Origin of the sequence: Clostridium sp. YIM B02555 (genome assembly GCF_022320955.1) — a bacterium.
GTDB lineage: Bacteria > Bacillota > Clostridia > Clostridiales > Clostridiaceae > Clostridium > Clostridium saccharoperbutylacetonicum.
Window position 1 is genome coordinate 86,523 of sequence record NZ_JAKJJY010000020.1, and the last position, 21,870, is coordinate 108,392.

At 28.2% G+C, this 21,870-nt stretch carries 19 protein-coding genes; 16 read left to right on the forward strand and 3 right to left on the reverse strand.

Annotation, left to right across the window (positions count from 1 at the left end; all coding sequences use genetic code 11):
• The first annotated feature begins 110 nt into the window (after window positions 1–110).
• The 7 genes from L3B98_RS22065 to L3B98_RS22095 all read left to right on the forward strand — a co-directional run bounded on the left by L3B98_RS22065 (window position 111) and on the right by L3B98_RS22095 (window position 9,311).
• Window positions 111–1,244 (forward strand): DNA repair exonuclease, encoded by a 1,134-nt coding sequence (locus L3B98_RS22065; protein ID WP_015395307.1) that lies wholly within the window; start codon window positions 111–113, stop codon window positions 1,242–1,244.
• Complete coding sequence (locus tag L3B98_RS22070; protein WP_238918266.1) at window positions 1,234–3,966, forward strand: AAA family ATPase; 2,733 nt, start codon at window positions 1,234–1,236, stop codon at window positions 3,964–3,966. Before L3B98_RS22065 ends, L3B98_RS22070 begins: the two co-directional genes overlap by 11 nt.
• A gap of 77 nt (window positions 3,967–4,043) precedes the next feature.
• Window positions 4,044–4,940, forward strand: coding sequence for a zinc ABC transporter substrate-binding protein (locus tag L3B98_RS22075; RefSeq protein WP_238918267.1), 897 nt, complete (start codon window positions 4,044–4,046; stop codon window positions 4,938–4,940).
• A gap of 553 nt (window positions 4,941–5,493) precedes the next feature.
• On the forward strand, window positions 5,494–5,955 hold the full coding sequence (locus tag L3B98_RS22080; protein ID WP_238918268.1) for a GNAT family N-acetyltransferase: 462 nt from the start codon (window positions 5,494–5,496) through the stop codon (window positions 5,953–5,955).
• Window positions 5,956–6,009: 54 nt separating this feature from the next.
• Window positions 6,010–7,806, forward strand: coding sequence for a MutS family DNA mismatch repair protein (locus L3B98_RS22085; protein ID WP_238918269.1), 1,797 nt, complete (start codon window positions 6,010–6,012; stop codon window positions 7,804–7,806).
• A 25-nt stretch (window positions 7,807–7,831) separates the two neighbouring features.
• Window positions 7,832–8,737: a 3'-5' exonuclease gene (locus L3B98_RS22090; protein WP_015395302.1), complete on the forward strand. Its 906-nt coding sequence runs from the start codon at window positions 7,832–7,834 to the stop codon at window positions 8,735–8,737.
• A 124-nt stretch (window positions 8,738–8,861) separates the two neighbouring features.
• On the forward strand, window positions 8,862–9,311 hold the full coding sequence (locus L3B98_RS22095) for a CBS domain-containing protein (protein WP_015395301.1): 450 nt from the start codon (window positions 8,862–8,864) through the stop codon (window positions 9,309–9,311).
• A gap of 126 nt (window positions 9,312–9,437) precedes the next feature.
• Here L3B98_RS22095 and L3B98_RS22100 read toward each other — a convergent pair whose 3' ends face one another.
• Window positions 9,438–10,091, reverse strand: coding sequence for a DUF1292 domain-containing protein (locus tag L3B98_RS22100; RefSeq protein WP_238918270.1), 654 nt, complete (start codon window positions 10,089–10,091; stop codon window positions 9,438–9,440).
• An 11-nt stretch (window positions 10,092–10,102) separates the two neighbouring features.
• Window positions 10,103–10,756, reverse strand: a complete 654-nt coding sequence (locus tag L3B98_RS22105) for a PspA/IM30 family protein (protein ID WP_238918271.1) — start codon at window positions 10,754–10,756, stop codon at window positions 10,103–10,105.
• Window positions 10,757–11,189: 433 nt separating this feature from the next.
• Between L3B98_RS22105 and L3B98_RS22110 the strand changes: the two genes are divergently transcribed.
• Window positions 11,190–11,384, forward strand: coding sequence for a hypothetical protein (locus L3B98_RS22110; protein WP_157228389.1), 195 nt, complete (start codon window positions 11,190–11,192; stop codon window positions 11,382–11,384).
• 390 nt (window positions 11,385–11,774) lie between these two features.
• Complete coding sequence (gene rpsA / locus L3B98_RS22115) at window positions 11,775–12,932, forward strand: 30S ribosomal protein S1 (protein WP_238918272.1); 1,158 nt, start codon at window positions 11,775–11,777, stop codon at window positions 12,930–12,932.
• Window positions 12,933–12,993: 61 nt separating this feature from the next.
• Here rpsA and pyk read toward each other — a convergent pair whose 3' ends face one another.
• Window positions 12,994–14,412 carry a pyruvate kinase gene (pyk, locus tag L3B98_RS22120; RefSeq protein ID WP_015395297.1) on the reverse strand — a complete coding sequence of 473 codons (1,419 nt, stop codon included), beginning with the start codon at window positions 14,410–14,412 and terminating at the stop codon, window positions 12,994–12,996.
• A 324-nt stretch (window positions 14,413–14,736) separates the two neighbouring features.
• Here pyk and L3B98_RS22125 point away from each other — a divergent pair, with 324 nt between their 5' ends.
• From L3B98_RS22125 to mreC, 7 genes are all read left to right on the forward strand, one after another.
• Window positions 14,737–16,191 (forward strand): aminoacyl-histidine dipeptidase, encoded by a 1,455-nt coding sequence (locus tag L3B98_RS22125; protein ID WP_015395296.1) that lies wholly within the window; start codon window positions 14,737–14,739, stop codon window positions 16,189–16,191.
• Between the two features lie 290 nt (window positions 16,192–16,481).
• Complete coding sequence (locus L3B98_RS22130) at window positions 16,482–17,075, forward strand: C40 family peptidase (protein ID WP_238918273.1); 594 nt, start codon at window positions 16,482–16,484, stop codon at window positions 17,073–17,075.
• Between the two features lie 601 nt (window positions 17,076–17,676).
• Window positions 17,677–18,351 (forward strand): SPOR domain-containing protein, encoded by a 675-nt coding sequence (locus tag L3B98_RS22135; RefSeq protein ID WP_238918274.1) that lies wholly within the window; start codon window positions 17,677–17,679, stop codon window positions 18,349–18,351.
• 326 nt (window positions 18,352–18,677) lie between these two features.
• Window positions 18,678–19,244: a Maf-like protein gene (locus L3B98_RS22140; RefSeq protein ID WP_238918275.1), complete on the forward strand. Its 567-nt coding sequence runs from the start codon at window positions 18,678–18,680 to the stop codon at window positions 19,242–19,244.
• A 46-nt stretch (window positions 19,245–19,290) separates the two neighbouring features.
• On the forward strand, window positions 19,291–19,980 hold the full coding sequence (radC, locus tag L3B98_RS22145; protein WP_238918276.1) for a DNA repair protein RadC: 690 nt from the start codon (window positions 19,291–19,293) through the stop codon (window positions 19,978–19,980).
• Between the two features lie 19 nt (window positions 19,981–19,999).
• On the forward strand, window positions 20,000–21,016 hold the full coding sequence (locus tag L3B98_RS22150) for a rod shape-determining protein (RefSeq protein WP_015395291.1): 1,017 nt from the start codon (window positions 20,000–20,002) through the stop codon (window positions 21,014–21,016).
• A 3-nt stretch (window positions 21,017–21,019) separates the two neighbouring features.
• A complete protein-coding gene (gene mreC / locus L3B98_RS22155; RefSeq protein WP_015395290.1) occupies window positions 21,020–21,868 on the forward strand; it encodes a rod shape-determining protein MreC in 849 nt (282 codons plus the stop codon).
• Window positions 21,869–21,870: the final 2 nt, after the last annotated feature.

A 21,870-nucleotide genomic window follows, 5' to 3' on the forward strand; every position in this document is an offset into this window, starting at 1 on the left:
AAAAGTGAAATGTATCTCTTCTTTGTGTGTTTATAAAGATTTTTGGACTGTTCTAAATTTTCGTGGTAAAATTAGAACAAAAGTTCGATATGAAGTTATAGGTGATTATTATGAGGAAAATAAAAATTTTACATACAGCAGATATACATTTTGATACTCCTTTTAGTGGAATGACACCAAAACAAGCTTTGAAAAATAAGGAGGAATTAAAATTAGTTTTTGAAAAAATAATGCAAATAGCATTGGATGATGAAATAGATATATTGTTGATAGCAGGTGATGTGTTTGATAATCTATCTGTAAATAAGACGACTCTTTATTTTATTAAAAATTGTCTTGAAAAAATAAAGAATGTCAAAGTGTTTATAAGTCCAGGAAATCATGATCCAATTAATGAAAAATCCTTTTATAGCATTGTGGAATGGCCAGATAACGTTTATATTTTCAAAGGAGAAATGGAGAAAATATTTTTAGAAGATTTAAATACTGTAGTATGGGGGGCGGGGTTTAATACTACTCATATCAATAAGTCTTTATTAAGTAAAGTTGAAAGAGTAGAAGGGTATAATAATATAATGGTACTTCATGGTGAGATTTCTACAATTAGTGAAGGAAATGATTATAATCCTATTACTGAAGAAGAAATGGGTAATAGCAATATGGATTATATAGCTTTGGGACATAGACATAAATTTTCTGAAGTTAGAAGAATAAAAAATACTTATTATAGTTATAGTGGATGTCCACAAGGAAGAGGGTTTGATGAATTAGATGATAAAGGTGTAGTTTTATTACAGCTTAAGGACAGATATGTAGAAAGTAAATTTAATAAGACTTCAATTAGAAATTATTATGAAAGAGAAATAAATATTGACGATTGTTTTGGATATAATGAAGTGAAAAATATCATATTGAATGAGATAAGCAATTATGAAAGAAAAAATAATTTTTACAAAATAATTTTAATAGGGCAGGTAAGTGAAGAATTTACTATAAATGAAGAAGTATTGGAAGAACTATTGAAGAATGAATTTTATTTTATAAAAATTGTTGATAAAAGTGAAATTAAACTTGATATAACTGAGTTGATTAAAGGATATTCACTTAAAAATGTATTTGCAAAAAAAATATATGAAAAATTAAAAAATGCAGAAACAAAAGAAGAAAAAGAAATTATAACTTTAGCCCTCAAAATAGGACTTCAAAGTATTTCAGGAGATGAGGTGAAGATAGTTGATAATTAAAAGAGTTGATATACATGCGTTTGCAGGTTTAAAAAGTAAAAGTTTAGATTTTTCAAATGGTTTCAACTTAATTTATGGGAGAAATGAAAAGGGAAAAAGCACTATTGAGAATTTTATTAGAATATGGTTTTATGGAATTGATGGCTCAAGAGGACGTTTTAATGATAGAAAAAGGTATATGCCTTTGACCGGAGAAAAGATTTCTGGTGAATTAACAATGGAGTACAATGGAAAAGGATATATTATAAAAAGAAGCTTTGGAAATAGTAGGAAAGATGACACCTGTGAAATTTTGGATGAAATAACTGGTGAAACAATTGATATAGAATATGCAAATGAGCCAGGAAAATATTTTTTTAATATAAATTTATCTACTTTTATGAAAACACTATTTATAAGTCAGTTAGGGGTTATGATATTAAAGGACAAAGAAGAAGAGATAATGGAAAAGATGACTAATATTTATAATACTGGAGATGAAAATACTTCAGTAAAAAAAGTGCTCGAGAGATTAGAGAAAAGGAAAAAGCAGTTATCTAGTGTGAGAAAAGGTGGAGAACTTGACTTGCTCAAGGAAGGCAATGCGTTGTTAAAAGCAGAGCTATGGGAAGCTTATAAACTGGCAGAAGAAAATGTAGATAATGAAGAAAATTTACTAAAAAAGAGAGATATAAAGGAAAATATAAAAGAACAAATTAAAAAATTAGATTTATATAAGAAGTATGTAAAAAAGATTAAGCTTAAAAAGGATTATAAAGAAATAAGTAGTTATTTAATAAAAGGTGAAGAACTTAAAAGAGAACAGCAAGTAATAAGTCAAGAATTGAAAAAAGGTAATGAATATATAACAGTTGAATTTCTAGAAGAAATTAATGAAAAGAGTTCAAAATATCTAAGTTTGCTAGATGCGAAGCAAGAAAAATTGAATAAACTCTATAGGTTAGAAGAACAAATACATCAAAAGAAAGAAAATATGAGGATTTATAGTGTGTTTTTATCAATGGGCAATAATATAAAGGATAAGATATATACTCTAAAAGCTGATGTGAAAAACTTAGAGGAAAAGATTAATGGTTTTATTAGTGTCCAAAATGAAATTTCTAGACTGAAAATGGAAATTAATAAAAGCGAGAGAGCAATAGGAAATTTAGAATTTATAAGCAAACACAGAGAAGAAATTGAAGAGCTTATAAATTGTTATAGAGATGGTTTGACAGAGTTAAAATATAAAATAGAAAATCAAGATTACCATAAAGTTAAGACAAACTTGAAAAATGCTTATACAAAAATAAAATTTGTTTATGTAATTGGAAGTATGAGTATAGTTGCTTTTGTATATAGTGTGTTAAAGCAAGTTATGCCTGTTATGATTGTATGTATACCTATATTTATTTTATTGGTGAGCTTATATTTAAAATATTCTATAGAAATAAAAAAGCAGGAGATTAATAAGAAAAATAAAGAATTCATAGATGAACTACAGAAAAAGATTTCAGGGTATGAGGAAAAACTCAATAACTATATAAATCAATTAGAGTGTGTATCATATGAAGAATTTATAAGTAAGCTTGCTCAATATGATAAGTATAAAAGTTATAGAGAAAGTATGGAGATAATTATTAAGAATAAAGAAGATGAGCTGAATAAATTTGATATTACTAAGTTAAAAACTGAGTATAATAGAAACAAAGGTGTAATTTCTTCATTATGTAATGTATTGTCTTGTAATTCTTTAGATGAGGTATTAGGAAAATTAGAAATTTATGAAGCATTAAGGGAAGAAATATCTAGAAATGAATATGAAATTAATGGAGTTAATCAAGAAATATATAATATTGCAGAGCAGCTGCTTGAAAGAGAAAAAGAAATAAGGAAAAAAACTTCAATATTAGGATTAGAAAATATTGAAATAGCTGATCTTCATATGAACTTAAAGGAATATAAAGAAAAAATAAATAAAATGAAAGAAATTAGAAGTGCTTTACAAAATGTTGAAGAAACTTATAAGGTTTTAATAAAGGATCGGAACATAGACGAAATTAAGCAAGAAATGAAGGAAATAATAAATAACGATATAAATTATTCATATGAATCAGAAGAAGAAATAGATATTGAAATTAGGAAGCAGTCTAATGAATTATTAAAGACTGAAAAAGAAATAAAGGACTTAGAATATCTAATAGAGAAAAGATACTTGGGAAAAAGAGAGATTTCAGAAATTGAAGAAGAAATATCAATAAATACAGAGAAAACTTTAAAACGTGAAAAGGAATTTAAAGCAATAGAGCTTGCAAGTGATATTCTCCAAGAATCTTTTAATGAAATCAAGAAAAATGTAGGGCCAGAATTAAATAAAAAAGTTATTGATAAATTTAATTTTTTAGTTAATGGACATTATGAGGAAGCTAAAATATCAGAGGAATATAAACTGAAGATCAGAAATGAAGGACTATTATTTGAAGCAGAAATATTAAGTAATGGAGCTAAAGATCAATTATACTTAGCTTTAAGACTTTCTTTTATTAATATGCTGTTTAAAAATAAAGATGTCCCAATATTTTTAGATGATGCTTTTGTTCAATATGATGATGAGCGAAGAAAAAAGGCTATAGAGCTTTTAGCGGGCGAGAATTTTGAACAAATAATATTTTTTACTTGCCAAGAGATAGAAAAAGATATATTGGACGACGAGCAATATGAATATAATTTAATTAATCTTTGAATTGACATATGAAAGCATAAATAGTAATATTATTACCAGAGATGCAAATGCAAATCAAATGCAAAGAGAGGTAAGATATGAAAAAGAAGATCATTTCAGGAGTATTAGCGCTATTAATAGGAGTTATGCTTATTAGTTGTCAGACTAATTCAAAAACGGTAACGCAAAATACTGCAGATGAGAAATTAAATATTGTTGTATCAATATATCCACTAAAAGAATTTACAGAAAAAATTGCTGGTGATAAAGCGGATGTTACCTGCTTAGTTGCAGATAATATGGAACCCCATGACTATGAACCAAAGACTAAAGATTTCAAGACATTAACTGATAGTAAGGTATTCATTTATAATGGATTAGGTATGGAAGAATGGGTAGATCAAGTTAATGAGTCAATTAAAGATAGCAAGGTAGTGATTGTTGATTCAAGTGCAGGAGTTGATGTAAGGAAAGAAGGAAATGCTATTGATCCACATATTTGGTTAAGTCCTAAAAATGCAGAAATACAATGTGAAAATATAAAAAATACTCTTGTTAAGCTTGATGAAAAAAATAAAGATTATTATGAAGAAAATTATAATAAGTTTAAAGTAGAGTTAGAGGCAGTGTATAATGAATATAAACCTAAATTTGATGCATTAAATAAAAAGAATTTCATAACAGGTCATGCTGCTTTTGGATATTTATGCAGAGATTTTGGGTTAACGCAAAAGTCAGTTGAAAATTTATTTGCAGAGGGAGAACCAACTCCAAAACAATTAGAAGAATTAGTAACCTTCTGTAAAGAAAATAACATAAAAACAGTTTTTTCAGAATCATTAGCGAGTCCCAAAGTATCACAAACTTTAGCAAAAGAAGTTGATGCAAAGGTGGTTCCAATATTAACTTTAGAATCTAAAGAAGATGATAAAAATTATATAGAAGCAATGAAATATAATTTAAATGAAATATATGACTGTTTATCAAAAGAATAGATAGTTAAGTTTGTGAGGCATCAAATAAATCAATTTAGATTTATTGATGCTTTCTTCATTATATTTACAGGGAAGAATATTATTGTTCTGTATAGATATCCAAAGCAAGAATTAGGTATATGCGGAACTTACCGAAATTAAACACATATTTATTACAGCGGACTTATGAAATTTTCGCTGGATGTGTTCTAAGTGGAAGGTTGCACCCATTTCTGCAGGTTCCTAAAGTAAATTTATGACAAGCAGAAAGTGGAACAACCTTCCACTAATAACCATCACAGCTCAATTTCATATGCCGCCTGCACAAATATGTATCTAATTTCTAGTTTAGTGTTACGATTATAATTTCTCAATGATGGATGTATATTCCATTTATAAGTTTGATTATTAATTTGGATATCTATATAAGGATAAAAGATGAATAGGTTTGAAATGTATTATATAAAATGGTACTATTGAAATGGTAAGTAACTGGGAATAAACTTGCGTAGTAAATTAAATTAAAAATATTCTTGTTATTAGATTGAGTAAATTATAGGAGGAGTTAGGTGTTTTGGGTCAAATTTTTATGATTAATAAAGAAGATATATTGAAGTGTTCAGAACTTTTTGTGGAAGCATTTAACAATGAACCTTGGAATGATAAATGGACGTCAGAAACTGCTAAAAAAAGATTAAACGATATTTATATGACGCCAAATTTTGTGGGAATTTTATATGCTGAAGATGGAAATGTTAAAGGTGCTATCCTTGGTAATTGTGAGCAGTATTATAATGGCATTCATTATAACTTAAAAGAATTGTTTATTTCTAATGAGCTTCAGGGGAAAGGAATAGGAAGTGAGTTGGTTAATGCATTAGAAGAACGGTTAATAGAACTTGATGTAACTAAAATTATTCTGGTGACTTCAAAAGGGAATGGAACAAGTAAATTTTATCTGAACAATAATTTTTATGAGGATATGGATATGGCATTAATGACGAAAGATATTTTCAGAGAAAATAATTGTGAATAAAGATTATTCATTTTAATGAATGAAGTAGATTGAAAATAATAATTAGGAGGTAATATGGTTTTAGCTGAAGAATTTTATGAAAATAATATTAAGAAGAATAGGAAAGAAAGCCAAGAGCTAAATGTAAAAGTGAGTATAGTTGGATGGAGTAGACTTGTTGTAGTAATTTTAGCGGTTGTAATTGATTATATATTATATACTCAAAATAGTTTAAAGACAATTATACTAGTAACTATAATTTTTTCGATTATATTTTTAGCATTAGTATTTTATCATAATAATATATTTGAATGTAAAAAGAAACTTGATTTGCTAGTAGAAATAAATGAAGAGGGAATTAAAAGATTAAATGGTGAATTTAAATATTTTAAAGATAATGGAGAGGAGTATTTAGACAATAAACATTCCTTTATAAATGATTTGGATATATTTGGGAATAATTCAGTCTTTCAATATATTAATTCTACAGTGACTAAAGGTGGTCGTGAAGAATTATCAAGAGTACTAAAGAAGGAAAAAATATTAGTTGTACAAGAAATAAGAGAAAGACAGGAGGCTATAAAGGAACTAGGAGAAAAGGTTTCATGGAGGCAAAAGTTAATTGTTGAAGGAAAACTAAAAAGATCAAAAGATATAGATTTAAATGGTTTGCTTAAGTGGAGTAAAGTGAGTGAGTCTTCAAGTTATTTAAGAATTGCTATTGCATGTACTTTCATTTTTGTAACACTTTGCTCAATATACTTAATAGCAGTACAAAAAATTCCAGCAGCTTTTCTATTATTAGATCTTATGGTTAATTATTTAGTTATTAAGATAATGTCTAAAGGTATAAAAGAGGAAATAAAATTATTTGAAAATACAAAGTGTGCAATCTATAGTTATAGCAGAATTCTTGAACTTATTGAAAATGAAAATTTTAATTCTATCTATTTGAAAAGATTGCAGGATAAATTGAGAAGTGAAACCACCAGCTGTACTGAAGAAATGAAAAAGTTTTCCAAGATAGTAGATTGGGCAGGAAATAGTTCTTATAATGCATATTATCTTTTATTCAATGTTATAATTTTCTTAGATGTATTTCTAATGAGAAATTTGGAAAAATGGAGAGAAAAAAATGGTGACAAGTTAGATATTTGGCTTGAGGTTATGCATGAAATAGATGCTTTAAGTAGTATTAGTAATTTATCCTTTGAAAATGATAAGTGGATTTATCCAGTGATATTAGATACTGATGGAGTAGAAGGAGCAGTTATAGGGCATCCACTTTTAGGAAAAAGAGCAGTTAAAAACTCCTTTTCACTAATTGATAATCGAAGAGTTGCATTAATTACAGGTTCTAATATGTCAGGGAAAAGTACATTTTTAAGAACGATAGGAGTTAACTTGATACTTAGTTATATAGGGGCACCAGTGTGTGCAGAAAAATTTTCTTGTGGAATTATGAATGTATATACCTGTATGAGAACAAAGGATAATTTAGAAGAAAGCATTTCTTCATTTTATGCAGAAATTTTAAGAATAAAAATTTTAATAGAAGCATGTAAAAAAGGAGAAAAAATATTCTTTCTTTTGGATGAGATATTTAAAGGAACAAATTCAAAGGATAGGCATACTGGAGCTACTGTTCTTATAAAGCAGTTGATTCAATATGGGGGATTTGGCCTTGTTTCAACTCATGATTTAGAATTATGTGATTTAGAAAATGAAGATAGAAGAATAGTGAATTATAATTTTAGAGAATTCTATGAAAAAAATAAAATAAAATTCGATTATATATTAAGAAGAGGAAAAAGTGAAACACAAAATGCAATTCAGCTAATGAAGTTAGCTGGGATTGAGATTGAAAAATAAATATAAAGATTAGAAAGGATTAAATATGGGGTACATTATTATTGATTTAGAATTTAATAATTTGAAAAATATAACAAATTATCATAAGGATTTCTTTGAGAGATATGGAGATTTCAAAAATGTTGGAATTGAAAATGAAATTATTGAAATAGGTGCTATAAAAGTTGATAAATATATGAAACCAATAAGTGAATTTAGAGAGTACGTTAAACCTACAATATTTCCAGTAATTAATCCTGTAGTAACAGAAATAACAAAGATAAATCAAGATATTCTTGATGAGAAAGGAGTACCTTTTGAAGAAGCTATAAATAAATTAAAAGGCATGTTTGAAGAAGGTGATATTTTATGTTCTTGGGCTAAAGATGATATTGCAGAATTAATTATAAATGCAAATTATTATAAATTTAGTGATTTAAAATGGCTAAACGAATATTTGGATGTTCAAGAATATGTTTCAAAAATATTAGGACATAAAAATGCATTAGGATTAAAAGTAGCTTTAGATGAATTGAAAATTAAGGTTGATGATACAAAATTGCATGATGCATTAAATGATGCAAAATATACAGTAGAAGTATTTAGAAGAGTATATAATTCGAGAATTATTAATAATTATATAGTTAAAGATATTTATAATATGCCAGCTATACATTTATCAAATTTAGAAGATGTAAAAATTGAAGAGGAAAAACTAATGTTAAAATGTCCTAAGTGCGGAAAGAAAATTGAACTAGAAACAGAAATAAAACTTTTAAATTGGAGATTTGCAGCGGTGGGTACATGTCCAAAGTGTAAAAGTAATATTTTATGCGAAGTTATAGTTAAAAAAACTCTTCAGGGAGAAGAAGGGTATTGTGAGGTTAATAGTATTTTAAAAAATGAGAAATATCTAGATTACATTTATAAATTAGAGAATAGCAGAAGTTAAAAGCCGAATAAACGAATATTTACTAATAAGCAATGGTTTACCTGGAGAATTTTTATTTGAAGTATGATAAAATAGATTTATAAACAAAAATCAAATGAATACAATTAAGGAAAGGATTTTATTTATGAATATAGCCTTTTTTCTTACACCTAAGCATGAAGTCGTATGCGAAAATCAAGAGTCAACAATGAGACAAGTTATGGAGAGAATGGAACACCATGGATATACAGCAATACCGATTATAGACAGAGAAGGGAAGTATGTTGGAACACTAACTGAAGGCGATTTATTGTGGAAATTAAAAAATACGCACAATTTAAATTTTAAGAATACAGAATCTATTAAGGTTAAGGAGATTCCAAGAAGAATAAATCACAAATCTGTTTCTATAACCTCTAATATAGAAAGTTTAATATCATTAGCAGTAAGTCAAAATTTTGTACCTGTAACAGATGATGAAGGAACTTTTATAGGCATAATAAAAAGAAGTGATATAATAAATTATTGTTTTAATGAGATGGAAAGAAGGAAGCATTTAGAAGTTCAACAATTTTTAATGTATGATGAAGGATAATAGAAATACTGATGACTAAATGTACAAACTATAGAACCTAGTTTAGAAATTCAATAATGGTATTAGAAGTAAATAAACTATTGTTTTCAACGAAATAGGAAAACAATAGTTTATTTATTTTGGCTGTTATGAATTTTGATAAGTTTCAACTATAAAGTCGAATTCATTAGGATCTGTTATTTCACCATAGGAATCTTCTTTAATTCCAGGATAATAGTATAATACTAGTTTATCATTGGAATCATTCATGTTTTCTAGTAAGATGTATATGTTGTCTAAAGAACAATCTTCTACCATGGCTAATACTTCATATCTTGAAGAACGACCAGTTTCATTGTTAGTTAAATCAATTGTGTAACTGTCAAACTTTCTCACATTAACTCTTTTTCTATCACATGAGTAAATCTTTGAACCTTTTCTACAGCTAGAGCATTTTTTGAAATTACATTCAAAACTACAGCTTAAGCATTCACAGCTTGAACATTTTTCTAATTGATTAAAGGTTTCCATATTTTTAGTCTTATAATCTTGAAGAAGACTAATTGAAGGGCTTGAAGTAAACATTGAAAAGAACGATTTCTTTTTACAATCAGCTTCAGCAGAATCTAAAAGTTTAGTGTATTGCTGAAGAACTGAAGCTTTTGAAAAATATTTTCTTGAATTTAAATCTTTTTCAGAAAGGAATGGGGATATTTCATTTATTGCATAAGCTATATCAGTATATATTTTTCCCCAATGTCTTCTTTCTGAATTAATAAAATCAATATCTTTATTGTCCATAGTATCACAACCTAGTTATTAGTTTTGTATTTTGCAAGTTCAAGATCTAAATCAACTTCATCTAACTTTTCAAATTCACTATCAAAATTATCTAAGTCTCTTAATTCTCCCAAACCTTGTGCAAGAGATTCTTTTCTTTGAATTTTTCTTTCTATACTGTCGATTTGAATTGAGTTACTTTTTGTTTGAACATTTGCAAGAACTTCATTGACCTTTTGAGAAGCTTCTGCATTTGCAAATCTTGCTGCAGCTTCATCTCTATAGTTCCTAGTTTTTGTAATTTCTTCTTCTAGAGCACGAAGGTTTGCTTTTAATGTTTCAGCTTGAGTTTTAGAATTATCATAGCTTGCTTGCAATGAAGAAACTTTCTTATCTGTTTCAACTTTTTTTGCTAATGCTCTTTTAGCTAAATCTTCATTACCTTTGCTTAAAGCTAATTTTACTTTTTGATCATAATCTTCAGATTCTTTTTTAGCCAACTCTAATTTTTTTTCAATTTCATGAACGTTGCCTAGAATTTGAGCTGAACTTAATTTTGCTTTGTTAAATTGTTCATCCATATCTCTTAATTTTTGATCTAATAATTCAACTGGATCCTCCATCTCATCTAATGTATCGTTAACCTTTGCCTTGATCATGTTTGACATTCTTGTGAAAATTCCCATATTAATACCTCCAAAATTTACAAATTATTTTCTTTTATTTAAGTATTTTTTTATTAATATAATAGCTAATATAAAGATACCAGCTAGAATTAAAGAATTAATTAATGAACTTAATGGTGATCCAAAATAAAAGGGTCTATAGTATCCACCACCCCATCCAAAGGATGGCCAAAATGAGCTATGTCCATAACCACCGCTGTTATATGTTTGAGTGTTATTACTGCTGTTATTAGCAGAATTAGAAGATTTTGAAGAATCTCCTGAAGAATTACCATTATCAGTAGCTGAGTAGGAACCACTATGGAAGCCCTTTGAAGCACCATCACTTGTTGATGTAGTGCTAGAATCTGATTTTGAAGAGGCGTTATCACTATTACTGCTATTACTATTTGAATAATTACCAGATTTAAATCCTTCAGCACTTTTAGAACTAGTGGAATCTTTGTCTGTACTCGATGAAGAACTGCCAGACGAACTTTTAAAGGAACCGGAGCTAAATCCACTACTTGATTTTGAACTGCTAGAACTTGATTTACTACTGCTGCTAGAGCTCGATTTACCACCACTAGATTTAGCAAATACTGTGGTACTATCAGATGGATTTATATTAGTAATATGTAGTGTATAAATTGGTAAACTTGAAAATGTAAATATAAATGTTAATAGTAAAGTTAATACATATTTCTTGTTAATCTTATGAATAGTGATCGCCCCCTAAAAGATTATGTATTTATTATATAAAAAAGAATCATCATACACAATATGGGAATTGGGTTAAAAGTGATTAAAAAATGTGATTATATTGAATATGCTCAATATAGGTTAAGTTATCTCTTTAATAATAGTATTTTCTATTACTTTAAATGGTATTTAATAACCTTTGTTATTAAAATTGATTTTAATAGCAAGTTTAGTAGTTTGAAATGGGAATAGAAATAAGAATAAGTAACTATTGTATAAAAGTTTTTATTGGATTAATATTGTAATAGATAAATCATAATTAAGGAGTGATTATATAATGCTTAATGAAGAAGTACAAGACAGCATGAAAGAACTTTTAAAAGAATATGATGTAAAGAAGTTAAATATGGGTGATATTTTAAAAGGTACAGTAATAGATGTTAATGACAAGGAAGCATCTGTTAACATAAACTATGCTTTTGATGGTTTAATATCAAAGGAAGAAATATCATTGGATGGAAAAGATCCAAGGGAAGTTCTTAGCAAAGATGATGAAATTGATGTATATGTAATATCTCCAAATGATGGAGAAGGTTACGTTGAGCTTTCTTTAGTTAGAGCTCTACAAATTAAAGAAAAAGAAGATATAGAAGAGTTTTATAAAAATCAAAAAAATATTACTGTAAAAATTAAAGAAGAAACTAAAGGTGGAGTAATTGCTTATTATGGAAATATAAGAATATTTATTCCAGGGTCACTTGCAGGTAGACAGAGAGTTGAACTTAACACTTTAGTTGGAAAAGAATTAGAAATAAGAATAACAGAACTAGATCTTAGAAACAATAAAATAGTAGGGTCAAGAAGAGTAATCGAGGAAGAAGAATATAATAAAAATAAAAAAATTATTTGGGAAAGTTTAAAGGAAGGCGAAAAGAAAACTGGTATTGTTAAAAAATTAGTTAAATTTGGAGCTTTTGTAGATATTGGTGGAGTTGAAGGCTTAATTCACATTTCAGACTTATCATGGGAAAGGGTAAACAAACCTGAAGATGTAGTTAAAGAAGGTGATAATGTCGAAGTGTTCATAGGTAATGTTGATAGAAAAAATCAAAAATTATCTTTAATATTAAAAGACGTAACTAAAGAACCTTGGACAATACATAGCAACGATATTAAAGAAGGAGAAATATTCGAAGGTAAAGTTGTACGCCTTACTAATTTTGGAGCATTTGTTGAATTATTTGATGGTATAGAAGGGTTAGTTCATATTACTGAAATTACTAATGAAAATATAGCAAAAGCTTCAGATGTATTGGAACTTGGACAAAAAGTAAAGGTAAAGGTATTGAATTATAATAAAGAAGATAAGAGAATATCTTTAAGCATAAAAGATGCAATAGAAAGTAGTAAAGAATATTTGAACTATATAGATAGTGATGAAGACGAAGCAGGAACATCATTAGGTGATTTGCTTAAAGGATTTAAATTTGAATAAATTAGAATTGGAATACCCAATGCACAATTGTGCATTGGGTATTATAATTTAATGAAATAAATTAGATCTTTTCTATCTTTAGCATATTAGTTCCACCAGTATGAGTTGTTGGCATTCCAGCAGCTACAATTATGTCATCTCCAGGTTGAGTTATACCTAATTCGTGTAATATATTCTTAGCTTCTTCTAAAATTTGATCTGTTGTATTAAACATATCACATTTCATAGGGCATATTCCAAAACTTAAGTTTAAGCTTCTTCTTACTTGGTCGTATGGTGTTATAGCTATAATTGGAGCTTTAACTCTATATCTTGAAAGAATTTTAGCAGTTGCACCACTCTTAGTTGCAGCAACAATAGCTTTTGCATGTAACATATTTGCAGTTCTACAAGCTGAGTAGCTTATTGCAGAAGCATAATCGTTAAGAGATGGCTCTCTAAGTCTTGAAGTTAAGTGGTCATAATCTAAATATTCTTCAGCTTCTTGAGCAATTTTTGACATTGTTTTTGCAGCATCTATTGGGAAAAGACCAGAAGCACTTTCTCCACTTAGCATTATTGCATCAGTACCATCAAAAATAGCATTACAAATATCACTTGCTTCAGCTCTTGTTGGAAGTGAATTTCTAATCATTGAATCAAGCATTTGAGTTGCAGTTATAACAACTTTATTAGCTTCATTACATTTTTTTATGATCATTTTTTGGATTATAGGAACTCTTTGAATTGGAATTTCAACTCCCATATCTCCTCTAGCAACCATTACAGCATCGGTAACTTCGATTATAGAATCTATGTTATCTACGCCTTCTTGATTTTCTATTTTAGCTATAACTTTGATATGCCCACCATTATTTTCTTTAAGCACTTTTTTTACATCAAGGATATCGCTAGCTTTTCTTATGAAAGAAGCGGCTATAAAGTCAACACCCATCTTACATCCAAATTTAATATCTTCAATATCTTTTTCAGTAATTGATGGCAATTTTATAACAACATTAGGGACATTAACACCTTTATGATTTTTAATCATTCCACCAACAATAACTTTTGTATGTATAGTTTTTTCATCGACACCAGTAACTTTAAATTTTAATAAACCATCATCAACAAGAATCTTTCCACCAACCTTTATGTCTTGATAAAGGATATCATATGAAATAGAACATCTTTTTTCATCACCAAGTATTTCTTCGCCACAAATGAAATCAAAATTATCTCCGTCATTAAGCGTTACACCATCATTAATGAAATTATGAGTTCTAATCTTTGGTCCTTTAATATCCAGGACAATAGCTGTAGCAGAATTCATATCCTTACGAATACGTTGAATTAATTCGATTTTTTCTTTATGTGTTTCGTGTGTACCATGAGAAAAGTTTAATCTTGCAGCACTCATCCCAATTTCAATAAACTTTCTTAATGTTTCTTCATTATCACTTGCTGGACCAATTGTAAAAATCATTTTAGTTTTTTGCATATAAACACCTCACATTAAATTTTAGAAATCATTCTTTTAGTTTATACTTTTAGAAAAATAATAACAGACTATACAAGTTTATTTTACGCAATATTTTGTAAGTATACTTTAAATATAAGCACAATTACTAGTTTGGGAAAAATATACATCGCATTTGTGACTTGTTATTTTTTTTATATAATATAGTGTGTGAAAAAATTTTAAATCATAAAATAATAAAAATATACATAATATAGCAGTATATAGCAGTATTTTATGATAAACTAAAAAAAGATATGTATGATAATATTTTATCACATAAATAGTAGAAAGGAAGAGTATAAAATGAAAACTTTAGAGGAATTAACAAAGGAAAGAATATTTTATCATTTTAATGAAATAAGTAAAATACCAAGAGGATCGGGGAATGAAAAGCAAATAAGTGACTATTTAATTAATTTTGCAAAGGATTTAGGTTTAGAATGTTTTCAAGATGAGGCATTAAATGTAATTATAAAAAAACCAGCAGCCAAAGGATATGAAAATGCACCAACTGTAATTATTCAAGGGCATATGGATATGGTATGTGAAAAAAATAACCATAAGGTTCATGATTTTATGAAAGATCCAATAAAATTAATTGTGAAAGATGATTATATTTATGCTGATGAAACTACACTTGGTGGAGATGATGGAATTGCTGTAGCTTATGCAATGGCTATATTAGAAGATAGCACAATAGCTCATCCAGCACTTGAAATATTAGTGACAACAGATGAAGAAACTGGAATGACAGGGGCTAATGCATTAAAAGGAGATCATCTTGATGGAAAAATTGTTTTAAATCTTGATTCAGAAGATGAAGGGAAATTCTGGGTTAGTTGTGCAGGTGGAATTAGAACTCAATCTACATTACCACTAAAATGGATCAATAAAAAAGAAAATACCAAAGAATATAAAATTGAGGTTAAAGGCTTAAAGGGTGGTCATTCAGGTGCCGAAATTCATCTTGAAAGAGGAAACGCTAATAAGTTAATGGGAAGATTATTAAAAGAAATTTCAAAAGAAGTTGATTTTAATTTGATATCATTAAATGGAGGGGCAAAAGATAATGCAATCCCAAGAGAAGCAACAGCAATAATTTCAGTAGATCAATCAAAAGAAAAACAATTATACGAAGTAAATTCAAAAATAGCTGGAATTTTAAAACAAGAGTTCCATAAAAGAGATTCGGAATTAAAAGTGGAATTATCAGATTTTCAAGAAAAAAACAAAAAAATATTATCAGATGATACTACAGCTAAGATAATCAACTTATCATATTTATACCCTAATGGAATTAGTACAATGAGTGCAGATATAGAGGGGTTAGTAGAAAGTTCAACAAATCTTGGAGTTGTAATAACGAAAGAAGATACTATAGAATATCATAGCGCTGTTAGAAGTTCAGTGGCATCATTAAAGCAAGAACTTATTGAAAAAAATAAGTCATTGACAGAAATTTTTGAAGGAACATTCTCAACTCATGGAGGATATCCAGAATGGGAATATAAAGCAGATTCAAAAATCAGAGAAGTATGTAAAGAAATATATAAGAGAATGTATGGAAAAGAAGCAGAAGTTGTTGCTATTCATGCAGGACTAGAATGTGGATTATTAAAAGAGAGATTGGGAGATCTAGATATGATTAGCTTTGGGCCAGATATCTTTGATATTCACACTCCAGATGAACACTTAAGTATATCTTCTGCTCGTAGATGTTACGAATATGTTTTAGAAGTTCTTAAAGAAATAAAGTAACAGATAATTTTAAGTTATTTGTAAAATAGTCTAATTATTAAATGGAAATTATAATAATTAGACTATTTTGGCTATAGAAATCTTAAGTTGATGTAAACGATAGCTTGTTAGAGAATTATCAAGTAAAAATAAGATATTTTATTGTAAATAGAAATATAAAAGTGTAAAAAGTTTGACCTAAATCCAATTAATGAATATACTAAAAACATGTTTTGAAATTTAAGGTAATGAAATCAGGAATGAAAATGTTTTCTTAGGTATATTAAATCAGATCATGGAGAGGTATATAAATGGAATTTAAAAAAAATTTATTTCTAAGATTTATAATTGGAACTATTGTTTTTTCAGGAGTTTGTTTTATTAATACTCAAAATGCAAAGGCTGATACTACTTTAAAAACAAATAAAGGGATTATACTTAAGGCAAGTGAGCTTAAGACAAATAAAGTGATTCAAGCACCTTCAGATGGTGGTGCAGAAACTAATAATAATGATAAAATTTCAAGAGGAACAGTCAGTAAAGGAAATGAAGTTGTTAATTACGCATTTAAATTTATAGGTAAGCCATATGTTTATGGAGCTGCTGGACCAAATGCCTTTGATTGTTCTGGATTGACTCAATATGTATATAATAAATTTGGGATAGGTCTATCACGTACTACATACTCTCAAGTAAATGAAGGTACAAAAGTGGATAGAAATAATTTAAAGGCAGGAGATTTGATATTTTTTAATACAGAAGGATCAATAAGTCATGTTGGTATCTATATTGGAAATGGGGAGTTTATACATGCACCAAGGACTGGAAAACCAGTTATGATAAGTTCATTGAGTGATGGATATTATTCTCAAAGATATGCAACGGCAAGAAGGATAGTTAAGTAGAAATATTTTAAAGTTATTATAGGCAAGTCTTAGTAATTAAGGCTTGCTTTTTTTATTTTAAGAAGAATATGAGAAATCTATAAACTTTATTATAAATACTATGAATTATTTAACATAACTCATATATTGGCAATTAACATAATAAATATAATTATATGAATTTTTATTAGAATTCATATAATGACTTATAATCTGCAATTTGTAGATAACTTAATATTTATTAGATATAGATATCAAAAGCGAGAATTAGACTTATGCAACAATTACCGAAATCAGATACATTTATCTTCCACAGTACTAGTGAAATTTTCGCTGGAAGGTTGCACCCATTTCTGCATGTTCCTAAAGTAAATTTATGACAAGCAGAAAATGAAACAACCTTCCACTAATAACCATCATCAGCTCAATTTCACATGCCTGCTTCCAGAAAAATGTATATGATTTCTAGTGTAGCATTACGATTATAATTTCTCAATGATGCATTTATACTCCATTAATAAGTTTGATTATTAATTTGGATATCTATAAGTATAAAATGGAACTTAAAATCACATTCAATAAATTAATGTGAAAGTTTAAAAAAATAGGAAAGGGGAATATTATGAGATACACAAGATATGAGTACAAAAAATCAGGCAGGTTAAAATTTATATGTAGCGTTGTTGTTATTGTAGTAATGTCTTTAGGGGGCGGAGTATATGTAAGTAACCTGATTTTTGCTGGAAAAGAACTACAAAATATTAATGGGAACAGCTTAATGCAAACAAGTGTATCAGATAATGATGGTAAAATTCAAAACGTTATAGCGTTACAATGTGGTTATTATACTAAGGAAGAAAATGCTAAAGAGTTAATAAATTCATTAACTAAGTATTGTCAGCCATTTATTGTAGAGGATGATGGTAAATATAGAGTAATGGCAGGATTATATACAGAAGAAGATGGAATAAAGAAAATCGATGAATTTAAACAAAAGAAAATCGATGTGGCAAAAATTGATTTGAATATTTCAAATGATAATATAGAAAACAAAAAGATAATTGAAATCGTAGATGGTTTCTTAGAAATTATAAATAAATTCCAAGATAATGAAGTTAAGAGCATAAAAACAAAAGAATTTAAAACTTGGTCCGATAAAATTATAAATGATGATAGTGCAACTAAAACTAAAAAACTTGATGATTTAGATAAATATATAAATAATCTGCCTGATGAAATAGATAGAACAAATAATAGTTCAAATATGCAAGGGTTATATAAATTAATAAAAAACTAAGAAAAAGTATTAAATTATTACGACAAAATTACATTTATATAAAAAAAAACAGAACTTGTTATTACAGACTTGTTTAAGAACATCTTAGATGATAAACTATATGGTATAGAAATGATGAATATATTCATTTCTATACTTTTGTTGATTAAATGTTTTTGGTTAAATAATTAACATGTCTATAATATATATAATTTGTCAATTATATATATTATAATATGTTGTGATTTCTTTTTTACATAAGTAATAAAATTGAGTTTTGATTTTAGGTTTATAATTTAAAATTCATTGTTACAACATATAGATTCTTTATTTTAGGATGTGAGCATATGAAAATAGTATTAGCTTCTGCTTCAGAAAGAAGACAAGAACTTTTAGGAAGATTAGTTAAGAATTTTGATATAATTGTTAGTGAGTTTGATGAAAGCCAAGTTCCTTTTGAGGGGTCTATAGATAGATATGTTAAAGAGATAGCATTGGGAAAAGCACTTGATGTAAAGAAAAAAATAGGTGACAATGCAATAATAATATCAGCAGATACTATAGTTACTTTAGACAATAGGATACTTGGAAAACCTAAAGACGAGGAAGATGCATTTTATATGATAAAGGCGCTCCAAGGCAGGAAACATCTGGTTTATTCTGGAATTGTTGTAATTAATACAACCACTAATGAAATTAAACAAGAGAGTTTGTCTACAGAAGTGATTTTTTCAACAATAAATGATGATGAAATACTTGAATACATAAAAACAGGAGAGCCACTAGATAAAGCAGGGGCTTATGGAATTCAGGGTATAGGCGGAATATTTGTTGAAGAAATAAAAGGATGTTATTATAATGTTGTTGGTCTTCCACTAAGTAAATTAAAATGTATGCTTAAAGAGGTATATTGATATTTGAGGGAGTAGGGATATCATATATGTGGAGGGATTATATTATATGGATAATAGCCTTAAGATTAAGGATATACCACAAAATGAGAGACCTAAAGAAAAGTTATTAACCTATGGGGCGGATAGCTTAACTAATTCGGAGTTATTGGCACTTATACTTAGAACTGGAACTCAAGGAGAGAATGTACTAGAACTTAGCAATAGACTTTTATCAGAATTAGAAGGACTTGATGGGATTTTAAGTGCAAACCTAAAAGATATAATATCTATTAAAGGGATTAAAGATGGAAAAGCGTCACAGATTTTAGCATTATCTGAACTCTTTAAAAGATTTAAAACATTAAAAGCAGCAAAAAGAGATATAAAGATAACTTCACCAAAGGATTTAGCAAGTCTTCTTATGGGAGAAATGAATTCGCTTAATCAAGAAGTTTTAAAAGTTGTATTATTAAGCACAAAAAACACGATTATTAGAGTAACGGATGTATTCAAAGGAAGTTTAAATACTTCTATAATTCATCCAAGGGAAATTTTTAAGGAAGCAATAAATAGGAATAGTGCTTCTTTAATAATATGTCATAACCATCCATCAGGCGATCCAACGCCTAGTAAGGAAGATATAGATATTACATTAAGAATTAGAGAATGTGGAAATATCATAGGAATAAAATTAATAGACCATATTATAATAGGAAATAATAAATTTGTTAGTCTTAAAGAAAGAGGACTAATATAAATCGGAAGGGGAAAAACAAATGGGATTTTTTGGATCAGGAAAAGATATGGGGATAGATTTAGGTACTGCTAATACCTTAGTATTTGTAAAAGGTAAAGGTATAGTTTTAAGAGAACCATCTGTTGTTGCAATGAACAACATGACTAAAAAAACATTAGCAGTTGGATCAGAAGCAAAACTTATGATTGGTAGAACCCCAGGAAATATTGTAGCTATAAGACCATTAAAAGATGGAGTAATAGCAGATTTTGATGTAGCTCAAACAATGATGAAGAGCTTAATAGATAAGGTGTCAACTAAAAATGCATTTAAGAACCCAAGAATAATAGTTTGCTATCCATCAGGAGTTACTGAAGTAGAAAAGAGAGCAATTGAAGAAGCAACAAAGCTTTCTGGAGCTAGAGATGTAATATTAATGGAAGAGCCAATGGCAGCAGCAATTGGGGCAGGGCTTCCAGTAAGTGAACCAACAGGAAGTATGATAGTTGATATTGGTGGAGGAACTACAGAAGTAGCTGTTATTTCTTTAGGAGGAATTGTAACTAGTAAATCTCTTAGAGTAGCAGGAGATGAATTGGATCAATCAATAATATCTTATGTTAAAAAAGAATTTAACTTAATGGTGGGAGAAAGAACTGCTGAACAAGTTAAGATGGAAATTGGATCAGCTTACAAAACTTCTGATGAAGAAATGGTTATGGAAATCAAAGGAAGAGATATGATTACGGGACTTCCAAAGATTGTTGAAATTTCTGAAACTCAAGTTAGAGAGGCATTAAAAGAACCGGTATATGCTATTATAGAATCGATTAAAACTACATTAGAAAAGACACCACCTGAACTAGCAGCAGATATTATGGAAAAAGGAATAATGCTTGCTGGTGGCGGTGCTTACCTAAGAGGCTTAGATGTATTAATTAATAGAGAAACAAATATGCCTGTACATATTGCAGAGGCACCTCTTGATTGCGTAGTACTTGGAGCAGGGAAGGCACTAGAAGATTTTGATAAAATTAGTAGGGATCAAAGAGGTTAATTTATGAGGCTTCTTAGAAATAAACTGGCAGTAACTATTGTGGTACTGTCAGTTAGCTTTTTAGGATTAATAGTGTATACTGTTAAGCGAGATAATCGAAGTATTATTGAAAGTGGTGCCGGTAGTACTTTAAACCCTGTACAAAGTCTTTTATATCAAGGAACTAATAGAATTAAAGAAACATTAGATTTCTTTTTGAATTTTTCTGAGGTTAAAGCACAAAATAAAGAATTGATTAATAAGAATCAAGAACTTGAAGATAAATTAGCCACTTATTCAGACTTAAAAGATGAAAATGAGAGGTTAAGACAAGTACTTAATTTTGAAGAAGATAACAAAAACTATAACTATATTGCGTGTAATATTATAGGTCATAGTGGTGGTAGCTTTTTGGATGGTTATATAATTAATAAAGGAAAAAATGATAATATCCAAAAAGGTATGGTTGTTATAGCTGCACAAGGATTAGTTGGACAAGTGACAAGTGTAGATAGTAACTGGAGTATAATACAACCATTGATTAATGAAAATTTAGCTGTAAGTGTTATGGTTGAAAGAACTAGTGAAGCTACAGGTTATATTAAAGGATTTAATGATGGACAAAATAAAAACTTAGCAAAAGTATATGATCTTCCAATGGACTCGGATGTCAAGGAAGGTGACGTGATACTCACTTCTGGTGTAGGAATGCTTTATCCAAAGAAAATTAGAATTGGAGAAGTAATTTCTGTAGAAGAAGATAAGGTTAGAGTTATGAAAAATGCAATTGTGAAGCCATATGTAGATTTTAATAAATTACAAGAATTATTTATTGTCTCTCCAAAAGATACGAGAGAAATTAAATATAATTAGAG